The sequence below is a fragment of the Kitasatospora sp. NPDC056731 genome (genome assembly GCF_040687675.1).
Taxonomy (GTDB): Bacteria; Actinomycetota; Actinomycetes; order Streptomycetales; family Streptomycetaceae; genus Kitasatospora.
On the sequence record NZ_JBFBNR010000002.1, the window covers coordinates 207,258 to 221,700 of the forward strand.

Annotated in this window: 9 protein-coding genes; 6 read left to right on the forward strand and 3 right to left on the reverse strand. The window is 71.9% G+C overall.

Annotated elements, in window-relative coordinates; genetic code table 11:
• Positions 1–15 precede the first annotated feature (15 nt).
• The 3 genes from AB0R04_RS03245 to AB0R04_RS03255 are packed head-to-tail and all read left to right on the forward strand — an operon-like array spanning position 16 to position 3,957.
• Complete coding sequence (locus AB0R04_RS03245; protein ID WP_363367693.1) at positions 16–960, forward strand: ABC transporter permease; 945 nt, start codon at positions 16–18, stop codon at positions 958–960.
• Positions 960–1,877 carry an ABC transporter permease gene (locus AB0R04_RS03250; protein ID WP_363367695.1) on the forward strand — a complete coding sequence of 306 codons (918 nt, stop codon included), beginning with the start codon at positions 960–962 and terminating at the stop codon, positions 1,875–1,877. Before AB0R04_RS03245 ends, AB0R04_RS03250 begins: the two co-directional genes overlap by 1 nt.
• A 19-nt stretch (positions 1,878–1,896) precedes the next feature.
• A complete protein-coding gene (locus tag AB0R04_RS03255) occupies positions 1,897–3,957 on the forward strand; it encodes an ABC transporter ATP-binding protein (RefSeq protein WP_363367696.1) in 2,061 nt (686 codons plus the stop codon).
• A gap of 210 nt (positions 3,958–4,167) precedes the next feature.
• Here AB0R04_RS03255 and AB0R04_RS03260 read toward each other — a convergent pair whose 3' ends face one another.
• A complete protein-coding gene (locus tag AB0R04_RS03260) occupies positions 4,168–9,363 on the reverse strand; it encodes an RICIN domain-containing protein (protein ID WP_363367699.1) in 5,196 nt (1,731 codons plus the stop codon).
• 912 nt (positions 9,364–10,275) lie between these two features.
• Here AB0R04_RS03260 and AB0R04_RS03265 point away from each other — a divergent pair.
• Together AB0R04_RS03265 and AB0R04_RS03270 are read left to right on the forward strand one after the other, a co-directional pair.
• Positions 10,276–10,902 carry a YidB family protein gene (locus AB0R04_RS03265; protein ID WP_363367701.1) on the forward strand — a complete coding sequence of 209 codons (627 nt, stop codon included), beginning with the start codon at positions 10,276–10,278 and terminating at the stop codon, positions 10,900–10,902.
• 50 nt (positions 10,903–10,952) lie between these two features.
• Complete coding sequence (locus AB0R04_RS03270; RefSeq protein ID WP_363367703.1) at positions 10,953–11,957, forward strand: flagellin; 1,005 nt, start codon at positions 10,953–10,955, stop codon at positions 11,955–11,957.
• A gap of 392 nt (positions 11,958–12,349) precedes the next feature.
• Here the strand turns inward: AB0R04_RS03270 and AB0R04_RS03275 are convergent, their stop codons facing one another.
• Together AB0R04_RS03275 and AB0R04_RS03280 are read right to left on the reverse strand one after the other, a co-directional pair.
• On the reverse strand, positions 12,350–12,631 hold the full coding sequence (locus AB0R04_RS03275; protein ID WP_363367705.1) for a hypothetical protein: 282 nt from the start codon (positions 12,629–12,631) through the stop codon (positions 12,350–12,352).
• Between the two features lie 220 nt (positions 12,632–12,851).
• On the reverse strand, positions 12,852–13,673 hold the full coding sequence (locus AB0R04_RS03280) for a lipase family protein (protein ID WP_363367707.1): 822 nt from the start codon (positions 13,671–13,673) through the stop codon (positions 12,852–12,854).
• A gap of 316 nt (positions 13,674–13,989) precedes the next feature.
• Here AB0R04_RS03280 and AB0R04_RS03285 point away from each other — a divergent pair, with 316 nt between their 5' ends.
• Positions 13,990–14,424, forward strand: coding sequence for a hypothetical protein (locus tag AB0R04_RS03285; protein WP_363367708.1), 435 nt, complete (start codon positions 13,990–13,992; stop codon positions 14,422–14,424).
• Positions 14,425–14,443: the final 19 nt, after the last annotated feature.

A 14,443-nucleotide genomic window follows, 5' to 3' on the forward strand; every position in this document is an offset into this window, starting at 1 on the left:
CCTCGGGGGGCGGCGGTGACGGCCTACCTGATCCGACGGCTGTTCCAGGCCCTCCTGACGGTGCTGATGGTCACCGTCATCTCCTTCGGCCTGATGCAGCTCATGCCGGGCGGCCCGGTCCGGGCGATCCTCGGCTCCCACGCCACCCCGGCCAACATCGCCCACCTGACCCAGCAGATGGGTCTGGACCGCCCCGTCTACGTGCAGTACTGGACCTGGCTGGACGGGCTGCTGCACGGCAACCTGGGCTTCGACTACATCCAGCAGCGCCCGATCTCCGACCTGCTGTTCAACGCCCTCGGCGCCTCCGCCTACATCGTCGGCGCCTCGCTGCTGCTCGCGCTGCTGATCGCGGTGCCGGCGGGCCTGCTCCAGGCGACCCGCCGCAACAGCGTGCTGGACCACGCCTTCACGGTGTTCTCCTTCGTCGCCTACGGCGTGCCGACGTTCTTCATCGGCTTCCTGATCCAGCAGTGGTTCGAGGACGACCTGCACTGGGTCTCGGTGCAGAACCAGGTGGCCACCTTCGGTGACGCGCTGACCCACCCCGGGGCCGTCTGCTTGCCCGTCCTGACCCTGACCGTCACCACCGTGGCCGGCTACAGCCGCTACATGCGCTCCGGGGTGCTGGACCAGATCACCCAGGACTACGTACGGTCCGCCCAGGCCAAGGGCGCCTCCCGGCGCCGCACCCTGTACGGCCACGTGCTGCGCAACGCCCTGATCCCGATGGTCACCCTGGTCGGCCTCTCGCTGCCCGCGCTGGTCGGCGGCGCGCTGATCGTCGAGTACGTCTTCAACATCCAGGGCATCGGCCTGCTGACCACCCGTGCCGCGCTGCAGAACGACTACGGCATCACCCTGGCGGCCACCCTGCTCACCGCGGTGACCACCGTGGTCGGCTCGCTGCTGGCCGACCTCGGCTACGCCGTGCTGGACCCACGAGTGAGGCTCACCTGATGGCCCTGACACACGATTCGACGGAAGGTCGGCCCGCCTCCGCCCCGGGCGGGGAGCCGGCCGGGCGGCCCCGCTCGATGCTCCGGCGCGGCGCGGAGGTCTTCGCCGAGAACAGGCTGGCCCTGGTCGCCGTCGTCGTCCTGGTCTCGATCATCGCCTTCTGCTTCCTCGGCCCGCTGTTCTACCACGCCGACACCTCGGTGGTGAACCTCTCCGCCGTCACCCTGCCGCCGGGCGCCGGGCACCCGCTCGGCACGGACAACGACGGCATCGACGAGCTCGGCAAGGTGATGGTCGGCGGGCAGACCAGCCTGGAGATCGGCCTCGCCGCCGGTCTGATCGCCGCCGTCCTCGGCGCGCTGTACGGCGCGGTCGCGGGCTACCTGGGCGGCTGGATCGACGCGTTGATGATGCGGGTGATCGACTCCTTCATGTCCTTCCCGCTGATCTTCCTGCTGATCTACCTCAGCAGCGTCTACGGGAAGAGCAAGACCATGCTGATCCTGGAGGTCGGCCTGACCTCCTGGTTCGGCATCACCCGCCTGGTCCGCGGCGAGGCCCTGGCGATCAAGGTCCGCGAGTACGTGGCCGCGTCCCGGATGATGGGCGCGGGCGGCCGGCGGATCGTGCTGAAGCACATCCTGCCCAACACCATCGGGACGACGATCGTCAACACCACGTTCTCGATCGCCGACGCGGTCTTCGCCCTGTCCACGCTCAGCTACATCGGCCTGGGCCTCCAGGCCCCCAACAACGACCTGGGGGGCATGCTCGACGTCGGCACCACCTTCGCCGGCCAGGGCTGCTGGTGGATGATCTATCCGCCCGCCGCCGTGATCATCCTGGTCATCCTGTGCTTCAACGTGATCGGCGACGCCCTGCGCGACGCCTTCGAAACCCGGCTGCAGAAGCGGTGAACCCGACGGAGGATCAGCAGTGGCGCTCCTCGAAGTGACCGGCCTGCGCACCGAGATCCGGCTGAAGCGCTCGGTGGTGCACGCCCTGGACGGCGTCGACCTCGCGGTGGACGTCGGCGAGACCCTCGGCATCGTCGGCGAGTCGGGCTGCGGCAAGACCATGACCGCCATGTCGATCATGCAGCTGCTGCCGAACGGCGGCAGCGTCGTCGACGGCCGGGTCCTGCTCGACGGCCGCGACCTGCTCGCGCTCGGCCCCGAGAAGATGGACCGGGTGCGCGGCAACGACATCGGGATGATCTTCCAGGACCCGACCACCTCGCTCAACCCGACGATGACCATCGGCCGGCAGATCTCCGAGTCCGTGCGCATCCACCGCCGGGCCTCCCGGAAGGAGGCGCACGAGCGCGCCGTCGAGGTGCTGTCCCTGGTGGGGATGCCCAGCCCGGCCCGGCGGGCCCTGGTCTACCCGCACGAACTGTCCGGCGGGATGCGCCAACGGGCCATGATCGCCATGGCCCTGGCCAACGAGCCCAAACTGCTCATCGCCGACGAGCCGACCACCGCCCTCGACGTCACCGTCCAGAAGCAGATCCTCGAACTCATCGACCACCTCAAGCAGCAGCTCGGCATGGCCGTCATCCTCGTCACCCACGACCTCGGCGTCATCGCCGGACGGGCCGACCGGATCGCCGTCATGTACGCCGGGAAGGTCGTCGAGACCACCGGCACCGAGGAGCTCTACACCCACCCCCGCCACCCGTACACCGAGGCGCTGTTCGAATCGCTGCCGGAACGTTTCGCCGAGTCCGGCGGCCGGCTCTACTCGATCCCCGGCCTGCCGCCGGACCTGACCACCCCACCGCCCGGCTGCCGGTTCGCCGCGCGCTGCCGCTACGCCACCGAGCAGTGCCACACGCAGGAGCCGCCGCTGTCCGGGGAGGTCCCGGAACACCGCTACGCGTGCTACTTCCCGGTCGGCGAGGCCGAGCCGGGCGGCCGTCCGGCGGCCGTGGCACCTTCCCCGGCGACGGCCGTACGGGCCCCGGCGGTACGGGCGACGGCGGTGCCCGAGGAGGCGCCGGCCGAGCCGCTGCTGCGCATCGACAACCTGGTCAAGGAGTACGCGGTGACCAGCGGCCTGATCCTGCGCCGGGCCGTGGGCGCGGTCAGCGCCGTGGCCGACATCTCCCTGACGGTCCGCCGGGGAGAGACGCTCGGCCTGGTCGGCGAGTCCGGCTGCGGCAAGACCACCGTCGGCAAGCTCATCGTCGGCCTGGAGCGGCCCACCAGCGGCAGCCTGGTGTTCGAGGGCCGGGACCTGGCCCTGGCGCCACGGGCCGAGCGGCGCCGACTGCGCCGGGACGTCCAGCTGATGTTCCAGGACTCCTACGCGGCGATGAACCCGCGGATGCCCGTCCACTCGATCATGCGCGAGCCGCTGGACATCCACCGGGTCGACGGCCAGGCCGAGCGCGACCGGCGGATCAGGGAGATCTTCGACCTGGTCGGCCTGCCGCTCACCGCCCTGGACCGCTACCCGCACGAGTTCTCCGGCGGTCAGCGCCAGCGCATCGGACTGGCCCGCGCGCTGGCCCTGAGCCCCAAGCTCATCGTCGCGGACGAGCCCGTCTCGGCCCTGGACGTGTCGATCCAGTCGCAGGTGCTCAACCTGATGAGCGACCTTCAGGGCGAACTCGGACTGTCGTACCTGTTCATCTCGCACGACCTGTCCGTGGTCCGGTACCTGTCCGACCGGATCGGCGTGATGTACCTGGGCAAGCTGGTCGAGATCGGCCCCGCGCCATCGGTGTACGCCCGGCCGGTGCACCACTACACCCGCGGCCTGCTGGACACCATCCCCGTGGCCGACCCGGTGGTGGAGAAGGCCAAGAGCAGCCGGGGCGTCGCCGGGGAGCTCCCGTCCGCGATCGACCCGCCGTCCGGCTGCCGCTTCCGCACCCGCTGCGCGGCGGCGCAGCAGATCTGCGCGGAGGTCGAGCCACCGCTGACCGCCTTCGGCCCCGACGACCACCTGGCCGCCTGCCACTTCCCCCTGCGGGCCGCCCCGATCCGCTGAATCGCGCCCCTGGCCATGCCCCCTCCGGGAGCGGGCCGGCGAGGCCGTCGGCGGTGGGCACATGGCGATGGGCACCTGGCGGTGGGCACATGGCGGTGGCCTCCACCCCGAGAGCGGGGTGGAGGCCACCGGGCCGGCTTCCGAGAGGCCGGCGAGTCCGGACGCACCCGGCGGGCGCCGCGCGCACGCGGGCCGCCCGTGGGAGGAAGGTCAGGTGCAGGGGATGACCCGGCCTCCTGTCACGACGCACTTGGGCGGCACCAGGCGCGGGTGTCCGGTGTTCGTCTGCCACTGCACCTTCGGGACGGCCCTGATGATCGCCTGCAGCGCGTAGATGAAGGCCTCCAGGAAGTCGCCCTTTCCTGCGGCGGCCACCGCGCGGGCCCCGTCGATGGCGGCGCCGGTGGCGTCGCCGGCCTGCAGGATCTGGATGTTGCCCAGGGGGCTGACCATCAGCCAGGCGCCGTTGCGGCCATTGGTTCCCGATGCCCAGCAGACCCGCCCGTCGGCGGCGGTGACGACGAGGTTCCCGTCGTCCTGCATGACGGCCTTGACCCCGCAGCCCACGGTCTTCGACTCCCATACGGCCCAGGTGTGGTCGCCGATGGCGTCGCCCTGCGTGTAGTAGGCGACGAGGTTGCCGTCCTGCTGCATGACGAGCCGGGTGGATTGCTCCGCCGCCCTGGACTGCAGGCTCTGCCCCGGGCACAGGGTGTCCCCGTGCCACATCCACGAGTCGGAGGACTGCCGCCCGTTGCAGACCGGGGGGAGCTGGATGCCGTCCGGGAAGCGCGGGTCCCTTCCGCCGCCGCCTCCGGGGTTCCCGCCTCCGCCTCCGCCGGTACCACCACCGCCGCCGGTACCACTACCACCACCGCCGCCGCCGCCGGGGTTCCCCCCGCCGCCTCCGGTGAACGTCGAGTCGTCGAGCTCCCACCACTGGGCGGTGGAGGAGGTGCAGGCCCAGACGGCGAGGTCCTCGTTGCCGTTGACGGCGGTGAGGCAGCCGTTGTCGGTTGCGGAGATGATCCGGTACCAGCCGGGCAAGGACTGGCTCTCCTGGAAGCGCCAGAGCTGGTTGGCGTTGCCCTCCTGGGCGCTGGTGAGGTGGGTGCGGTGGGTGCTGGGGTTGTGGTCCATCACCATCGCCCCGGCGAACTTCGTCTCGATCAGCCACTGGTTGTTGGGCTTCTGCCACAGCATCCACTGCTGTGCGGCGCTGCCGTTGCGGCCCTGCGCCTTGATCCGGGTGCCGCCGGCGGTGTTGGCGCCGTCGAGGTCCGCGACCAGCTCGCTGTTGCCGGAGCGCAGGACGGTGGTGACGCCGTGGCGCACCCCGCTGCCCCCGGGCGCCTGCGGGGTTCCGCCGCTGCCGGCGTTCCCGCCGCCGGTCGAACCTCCGCCCGTCGAGCCGCCGTTGTTCCCGCCGGTGTTCCCGCCGCCACTGCTACCGCCGCCGCCGGACGAGCCGCCGGTGTTCCCACCGGCGCCGCCTCCGCCGGAGCCGCCGCCAGGGGTGGGTCCGTTCTGGATGTTGTCGAGCCGCCAGCGCTGGCGGTCCGAGCCGTCGCAGGCCCAGATGCCCAACTGCTCACCGGCGTTGTTGGCGGTCAGACACCCGTTGTCGGCGTCGCTGGTGATCCAGAACCAGCCGCCTCCGGCGTCGTGGAACGCCCAGTGCTGGTTGGCGTTGCCGTCCATCGTCCGGATCAGGTGGGCGCGGTGGGTGCCCGGGTCGTGGTCCATGACCATGCCCTGGCCGGCGGCGGCCTTGCCGTCGGTCAGCAGCGTCTCGATGATCCAGCGCCCGTTCGCGGTGGGCCAGAACGCCCAGCGCTGCGCGTTGTTGCCGTTCGCGCCGAGCGCCTTGATCGAGGTGCCGGAGGCGGTGTTCGCGCCGTCGAGGTCCGCGACCATGGTGTTGTTCGCCGAGCGAAGGGTGGCGACCTGCGACGAACCGAGGCCGGGGCTCACCACCGGGGTGGTGCCGGGCTGCTGCGCGGGCCGCTGCGGGGCGCGCGGCGGGACGGTGCCCAGACCCCAGCGCTGCGCGTCGCTGGCGTTGCAGTCCCAGATCTGCAGTGCGGTGCCGTTCGCGGAGTTGCCCGCCACGACGTCCAGGCACTTGCCCGAGTTCGGGTTGACCAGGGAGGAGTCCGCGCCCTGGCGCCAGTTCTGCGCCGCGCTGGCGTTGCAGTCGTACAGGCCCACCCGGGTGCCGCCGGCGGTGTTGCCGGCGGCGACGTCCAGGCACTTGCCGAACGCCTTCAGGACGAGCCCGCCGCTGGTCGCGGTCGGGGTCCACTGCTGGGAGGCGGTGTTGTTGCAGTCGTAGAGGTCGATCGGGGTGTTGTTCGCGGTGTTGCCGGCGGTGACGTCCAGGCACTTGGACGGCAGCGCCGAGTAGACCGGCACCGCGGCCGCGTCGCCGGAGTTCCCGCCACCGCCACCGCTACCGCTGTTGCCACCGGTGCCGCCGCCGGTCGACGGGTTGTCGACGGCCTCGGTCAGGCGCCACTTCTGGGCGTTGGTGCCGTCACAGCCGAGGATCGCCAGCTCCGCACCGTCGGCCGCCGCCGTGAGGCAGCCGTTGCCGGCGGCGCTGACGACCGTGAACCAGCCGCCCCCGGCGTCGGCGAACCGCCACAGCTGGTTGGCGTTGCCCTCCTGCGCACCGATGAGGTGGGTGCGGTGGGTGCTGGGGTTGTGGTCCATCACCATGCCGCCGCCGAGCTTCGTCTCGATCAGCCACTGGCTGTCCGGCTTCTGCCACAGCGTCCACTTCTGCGCGTCGTTGCCGTTGCGGCCCTGCGCCTTGATACGCGTCCCGGCGGCGGTGTTGGCGCCGTCGAGGTCCGCGAGCAGGCCGCCGTTGCCCGACTGCAGCACCACCGTCCGGTTGTGCGCGGGCTGCGTACCACCGGCGCCCAGCGGCGGCTGGCCGCCGGTGCCGCCACCGCCCGTGTTGCCACCGCCCGTGCTGCCGCCGTTGTTGCCGTTGCCGCCCCCGGTCGTCGGCACGGTGCCGGAGAGCTTCCACTTCTGCTGCGCGCTGCCGTCGCAGTCGCGGACGGCCAGTACCTCGTGCGCGCCGCGCTGGGTCAGGCAGCCGCCGGCCGCGCTGACGACGTTCGTCCAGCCGCCCCCGGCGTCCTTGAACTGCCACAGCTGGCCGGGCTGCCCGTCCGCGGCGGCCGGTGCGAGCACGCTCTCGTGTCGACCGGTGTCGTGGGCCAGCAGCATGCGCTCGGCGGCGGAGGCGCGGTTGTAGGTGAGCCGGGTCTCGATCGACCAGTTCCCGTTGCCGCGGTCCCAGAACACCCACTTCTGCGCATCCGTGCCGTTCGGCTCGTAGGCCTGGACGGCGTTGCCCGCCACGGTGCTGGAGCCGCGGACGTCGGGTACGAGGGCGTCCCCGGTGCCCGGCTGGAGGTAGGCGCCGGCCCCGGCATCGTTGCCACTGCCGCCGTTGGGGCCGGTACCGCTGTTGGGCCCAGTGCCGCCGTTGGGGCCGCTGGGAGTCGACGGGCCGCCGAAGATCGGCGGGAACATGGGCAGCACGGGGAACCCGGGCTGCGGGATCCCCGGAGGCGCGGGCACCGGCGGACGGCCGCCGGTGGAACCGTTGTCACCGCCCGGGGTCTTGCCGTCCGGCGGGTCCTTCCGCTTGCACTTGGGAGGCTCCTCCGGCGACTTGGGCGGGTTCGACCAGGCGACGGGGTCGTTCGGGAAGCCGGTGGTCGCGGGCCACGGGACGTCCGGCAGCCCCGGCAGCGAGGGCCACGGGACGGTGGGGAACCCGGGGACGGACGGCCAGCGCCAGAGCGGGCTGCCCGGGAGCGTCGGCCAGGTGACGTCCGGAAGCGAGGGCCCGCCCGTCCCCGGCGCGTCCGGCAGGTCGGGGTGGCCCGGCCACGGCACGTTCGGCGAGCCGGGCACCGAGGGCCACTTCACCTGCGGGAAGCCCGGCACGGTGGGCCAGGCCAGGTCCGGGTGCCCCGGGATCGCCGGGTCGGCGGCGCTCGGCAGTCCGGGGATCAGGGCCTTGCCGTCGTCGTTGCCGTTGCCGGGCAGCGGCAGCACCGGCCACGGGACGCCGGGGTGGCCCGGCATGGCGGGCCACGGGACGGTCGGGGAGCCGGGGACGGCCGGCCAGGTCGCCTCGGGGTGGCCGGAGATGGCGGGCCACGCCGTGGTGGGCAGAGTGGGGAAGCCGGGCCAGCGCAGCTCGGGCAGGTCGGGGTGGCCGGGCATCGGGACGCCCGGGAAGCCCGGGACGGACGGCCACGGGATCGCCGGGTGCCCTGGCAGCGACGGCCAGGTCACCTCGGGGCGGTCCGCGACGGTCGGCCACGACAGGTCGGGGAAGCCGGGGACGGTGTGGCCGGCGCCGGAGCACGGCACGGACAGGTGCCAGCCCTGCCGGTTGGAGCCGTCGCACGGCGCCACCGTCAGCGCGTTGCCGTCCAGGGTGAGGCAACGGCCGTCGGTGGCCGTGGTGATGCGGTAGCCGCCCGCGCCGTCGGCGACGAAGCGCCAGCGCTGGCCGGGGCTGCCGTCGGGCTTGCCGCTCGTCGCGTCGTTCTCGATCGGCCGCACGGCCAGCCGGTCACCGTACGCGGGGACGCTGAGCACGCTGCCCTGTCCGGCCGGGGTGGTGCCGTTGGTCCGGCCGGTCTCGATCACCCAGGTGTCGTCCGCCTTCTGCCAGGTCGCCCAGCTCTGCCCGGCGGAGCAGTCGGGGGCGGCGGCCCGTACCGGGCTGCCCGGAGCGGGCGAGGCGTCCGGCACGTCGGCGACCAGGCCGGTGGCTCCGGAGGTCAGGACGGAGACCTTCCCGTGCTGCGGCTCCCGGGCTGTGGCGGCGGAAGCGGAGGCCGTCGACGGCGCACTGTCGGCCGGGACGCCGACCGGGACGTCAGCCGGGACGCCGGCCGCCGCGAGAGAGATCATGGACGCGGCCGCCGCGCGGGGCCGGGCCGGCGCGATCGGCCGACAGGTCTCGTCCTTGCGACGCAGCGGGTCCTTGCTGAACATCACCGCAAAGTGGTCCGATTCCTCCACGTAGCTGAGGCGACGCGCCGTGTACTGGTGGTCGGCCGGCAGCCCCCGGGCGATCATGTAGTCGAGTTCGGAGGTCGGGCGGTTCCTGGAGTAGGTCATCATGCCGGAGCTGACGAGCCGACGGCCGTCGTTGAACACCTGCGCCATCGACAGCGACCCGGGCTCGCGGTTGAAGTCGCCCATCAGGGCCCAGTTCGCGTCGCCCGTCGCCGTGACCGCCTGGATGGCGGCCGGCACGTTGTTCTGCTCCTGGATGCCTGCCCTGTTGGTGGCGTGCATGGAGTAGTACCACGTGCCATCCGCGAGCTTGACGCCCAGGATGGGCTTGGCATCGTCAGCCACCTGGCCGTTGTGCTCCGGCTGAGGCGGGATGACTCTCACCACGGGCGCCGCAGCGTTGTCGACGTTCCGCGACACCACGAGGGCCAGCGAGCGCTCTCTATTGTCTGACCTGACCCGGTAGATGGTGCGAGTGCCGCCCATCCAGTCGGGAAAGGCGTCCCATCGGTACCTCTGGACCTCGAAGCCGTTCGTGTTAATCGATGCTTCGGGCACGATGTCCGGAAAATCCGGATCCACGTCCCGGATTTCCTGCAGCGCGAGAACGTCAACCTGTTGGGCGAGATTGAAGATCTCACTCTGCCATCTGGTGCCGTACTGATTGTTGTAGGTCGCGGCCGAGTGTTCCTGAACGGTCGCCGGTACGGCCTGCGGCGGAGCGACGGGGCCCGCCGCGTGCGCGGGTATCGGGAACGCGCCGATGAGCCCCGCCAGGAGGGCGAACAGCGGCACGACCGCCGTGTACGCCCATTGTGGTCGCCACGGTATTCGCCGTTCGGTCGGTGAGGTGGCCGTGCCCGGGTGTGCCATTGGGAAACTCCTTGAAACTTCACAGCTGTACCGGGGCACGTTGACAGCAGGTGGTAGACAAACGATGAACGGGCGGCCTGGCGGCGTTTATCTCGCTGCGGTACCAGCTGTGAACCCGCGACAGGTCCGATGCCCCGCCAGTTGCCCGCGCCGGATGGCGCGTGAACTCGCCGTTGAATGAACGGCGAAAAGGAGGCGGGCGCGAGGGGGGTTTCGCCCGCCGAGGGTTCATCCAGGGCCGGGAGCGGGATTCGCAGGCATCTGCGTGCTCCGCTCCGATCCGGTCACCCGGCAGGATCTGCTGGCTGGAATCACCCCTGGTGTCGCGCCGAGCACCTTCAGTAGCGTCGCCCCCGCAAGATCGATCGAATACGGAGGGGCACGATGAGCGAGAAGACGGACACGGGGCCGGTGTTGGGCACGCTGTTGGCGGCACTGGCCAAGGCGCCGGAGACTGCCGGCAAGTTCGACTCCTGGGCCGGTGAGGGCACCAACGAGTCCGTCAGCGGCGAGGAGGTGGCCGCGCACCTGCCGTCCGGCGTGCTGACCGCCCTGGCGGAGCGCGCCGGAGTGAGCGAGGCCGAGGCGGCGGCGGCCCTGGCCGAGGAGATCCCGCCCCTGGTGGCCGCCATCCCGGCCGAGGAGATCGCGCTGTTCAGGGCGGTGGGCCGGATCGCGGACCTGACCCCGGACCAGCTGGCCGCGGCCCGGCAGATCGCCGCCGACACCAAGGAGTTGACGGCCCGCCTCCCTCAGGCCGCCTCCTGGCTGGGCGAGGGCCCCAACGAGCCGGTCACCGGCGAGGACCTGGACCGGGCCCTCGGGCACGACACCGTCATCCGGATCGCCCGGGCGACGGGCCAGGACGAGAGCGAGGCGGCGAAGGGCCTGGCCGCCTTCCTGCCCGAGTTCGTCGACGCGATCTCCCCGGGCGGCGAGGTCGACCTGCTCGCCCTGTGGATGGTGCTGGCGCAGGAAGCCCCCGGCGCCGCCGCCGGCCCGTCCGCCTGACCCGCCCACCGCCTCGCCGACCGACCGGCCCCCTCGCAAAGGAAGACCACATGGAGTCCCCCGCCACCAACACCGCGTCGCTCTACGCCGCCAGCTACCTGGCGGTCAACGGCACGAAGCAGACCGACCTCGCGAAGAAACTGTCCTCCGGGTACAGGATCAACTCCGCCGCGGACGACGCCGCAGGTATGGCCGTCGCCTCGAACATGACCCTGACCATCGTCAACTCCGGACAGGCGGCCCGAAACGCCAACGACGGCATCTCCCTCACCCAGGTCACCGAAGGCGCGCTGGCCGAGGTGGAGAAGCTCATCGACCGCATCAGCCTGCTGGCGACCGAGGCCCTCAACGGCACGTACAGCCAGGCCAACCGCCAGGCCGTCCAGCAGGAAATCCAGCAGTGCCTCGACGGGATCGACACGATCGGGCAGCAGACCCAGTTCAACGGAAACCACGTGCTGGGCAAGGACCGGTCCTACAGTTTTCAGATCGGTCCGATGGACGGCAACGTCGTCCTCGTCGACATGCAGAGGATGAGCACCTCGACTCTGGGCCTGACCGGCCTCGATGTCACCAGGACGGTCGTGACCACCGTGCCCGAAGGCACACCGCTCCCCGCGGACGTCCCGTGGCCGCGACCCGAAGCAGGAACCCTGGTCTCGTACATCGGCGACGGCGACGGCGCGCTCCACTACGCCCTGCTGAAGGACGGTGTGTACACCGGCTACCCGGACCGCTCGGAGCCCGTGGACGTGCTCGACAACGGCAAGGTGTACCTCAACCCTCTCGCCGCGGCCGCCGGCGCCCTCGACACGCTCAACTCCCTGCGCGGGGACCTCGGCTCCTCACCGGACCGGTTCCAGTCCGACATCAACACCCTCAACGCCACGGTGACCAACCTGGGCGCCGCGCGCTCCCGCATCACGGACACCGACTACGCGGCGGCCACCGCCCAGTACATCCAGGCCAACATCCTCGTGAACGCCGGTCAGAACGTCCTCGCCAAGGTCAACCAGCAGCCCCAGATGATCCTGATCCTCGTGCGGGACCTGTAAACAGGCCGGGCTGCTCATCCGTTCGGGTGAGGCGAGGTTGGACGGGGGCCGGGGGTGGCAGAACGGCGGGCATGACGACTTCCTCCACCAGGCGCCTCCGGGGCCGCCCTGGCAAGCCGGCCTTCGCACCCGGGCCCATCCGCCAGGCCGTCGGTTCCGCGGTGCCGTCCAGGCCGCGCCGACCTGCCGCCGGGTGCTGCCGGACCTGGAACAGCGAGCACAGGCTGCCCGGCGGTCAAGTGGTCCGGACGACCTGGCACCAGCCCGCCTGCCCGGCCTGGGCCGACCGGTGACCACGCACCAGGCGCCGGACGGTCTGTCCCGGTCCGGGTAGGCGGCTGCCCCGGGGGCGGGGTGCTCCCGGGGCAGCCGTGGTGCGGGTGCGGGTGGGGTCAGCCCTGCCCGCCGATGCCGATGCCGGTCTCGGTGGCGTTGCCCGCGACGCCGCCCGGGCCGACCGCGACGGCGCCGGTGAGGAAGGTGGAGCCACAGGGGCCGAACTGGGCGTCGGTGACCTGAAGGGCGCTGCCGTTCGGGCCGACGACGAACGCGCCGCTGTCGAAGTTGAGGGAGGGGATGTTGTCGGGCGCGGCGGCGGAGGCGGTGGTCGCCGCGCCGATGACGAGCGGGAGGCTGAGGACGGAGACGGCCAGGATGCGGTGCGCGGTACGCATGGGTGGAACCCTTCGAGGTGCGTGGTGAGGGTGGATCGGACGGCCGCGGTGTGGCGGTCCGTCACCATCCACACACGTTCGTGTGCCCATCGCTACCGGGGGAGGCTGTTCGTACCATCGGTTCACTCGGCTCTCGGCCCGGGCCTGCCGGCCGGGCGCGGACTGCCGGCCGTGGACCCACCGGCGCCCGCCCCACCCCGCCCCGCAGGGCCTGACTCCGTCAGGCGAGGTTCTGTTCCAGGGCCGCGAGGTAACGCTTCATCGCGTGGTCGCGCACACCGGCCGTGGCCGGAGCGAACGCGTCGGCGGTCAGGCCCTTGGCGCGGTCGGCGAGCCCGGCGACCAGGCCCATGGAGTCGTGGAGCCGGCCCGAGGAGTCGATGTACTTCAGCGCCTCGACGTGGGTGTAGGCCGGCTCCGGCGGCAGCTGGGGCACGATGTCGTTGTTGTTGACGAACCGGTACAGGCGCCCCTTGAAGCCCTCGTTGCAGGCGGCGGCGAGCAGCCGGTCACAGGTGCGGGGCTGCCCGAACGTGACGATGCCGTCGGCCTGGAGGCGCGGGTCCTCCAGGTACAACCGGGCGCCGGCCAGCATGGCCAGGGCTCCGCCGAGGCTGTGGCCGGTGAACCACACGGTCTGGCCGTTGGTGCGCAGCTGGGCGTGGGCGTCCCGGACGTCCGGGAAGACCGACTCCAGCGCTTCGGCGAAGCCGTAGTGGACGTAGCCGGTGCGGGCGGGGCCCGGCCAGGGCGGCGTGGAGGAGTCGGAGAGCCAGTCGCGGATCTCGGTCGGTTGGGTGCCGCGGAACGCCGTGACGATCATGTGGTCGCTGGCCATGGTGTAGGCCTGGGTGTCCTCCAGCGGGAAGGGCGGAGTGAACCGGGTCTGGTGGTGACGCACCCGGTCGAAGCCCCACTCGCGGGCCTGCTGTTCGATGGCGGCCTCGTCCTGGTAGGCGAGTTCGGACGCCTTCGCCAGCCAGTAGGCATGCGGGACGCTGTAGTTCTTCGCATGGTGGTCGAAGGTGGTGGGCACGGGCACGGCGATCTCTCCTCCGGGACGGCCGGCGGACGGGGGAACGCACCGCCGGCGCGGACATCAGACCCCGTCGTACCAGAGCGCGGACCGCCGCCCCGGGCGGGCCGCGCCCGGATGTCACCCCGACAGACGAGCCGGTGCACGGGGCGTACCGACGCGGGCGGCCGTGACGCCGGGTAGGCGGTCGACGGCGAGTCGAGGCGATGAGCTGGGTGACGGTGAACGCCTTGACTGCCCGGCTCCGAAGCGGAGATCCTCCACACGGCATCGGCCAAGCCGAGGCCGGACAGGGGAGTCGGAAGACGAGGGAGCGGGAGACATGGCGGCCATCGAAGTGCCGGGACCCGAGGCGGACTGGGAGACGGCTCCGGAGTACCAGGGCGGCAAGCGCAACCCCGCTCTCCAGCACAGCGCGTGGGAGATCGCGAGCGGCTCGTACCGCGTCGTCGCCGGTCTGCAGCCGCCGCTCGGCGCGCTCGCGGCGCGTCTGCGGCTGGTCGTGGAGCGGACTTGGGAGGACCTCGGTTGCGTGGACGTGGCCATGTTCCGTATCGACCGGACCGACTTCGCGCTGAGCCAGTTCGAGGGCGGGATTCCCCGGTACACGACGGTGTGGTTGGACCGGGCCTCGCAGGACGTGGAAGCGGCGATCGACACCCTGCTCGGCGCCCTCGGCATCGGGCGCGAGGCACTGGCGTTCACCGGCACCACGGACACCGGCTTCGAGAACCTCAACGGCTGGACCGGGGCGTAGCTCCGGCCACATCGACCCG

Bases quoted from the DNA above. Each gene is read 5' to 3' on its own strand.
- AB0R04_RS03250 (WP_363367695.1), top strand. From the start codon at position 960: ATGGCCCTGACACACGATTCGACGGAAGGTCGGCCCGCCTCCGCCCCG.
- AB0R04_RS03265 (WP_363367701.1), top strand. From the start codon at position 10,276: ATGAGCGAGAAGACGGACACGGGGCCGGTGTTGGGCACGCTGTTGGCG.
- AB0R04_RS03270 (WP_363367703.1), top strand. From the start codon at position 10,953: ATGGAGTCCCCCGCCACCAACACCGCGTCGCTCTACGCCGCCAGCTAC.
- AB0R04_RS03275 (WP_363367705.1), bottom strand. From the start codon at position 12,631: ATGCGTACCGCGCACCGCATCCTGGCCGTCTCCGTCCTCAGCCTCCCG.
- AB0R04_RS03285 (WP_363367708.1), top strand. From the start codon at position 13,990: ATGGCGGCCATCGAAGTGCCGGGACCCGAGGCGGACTGGGAGACGGCT.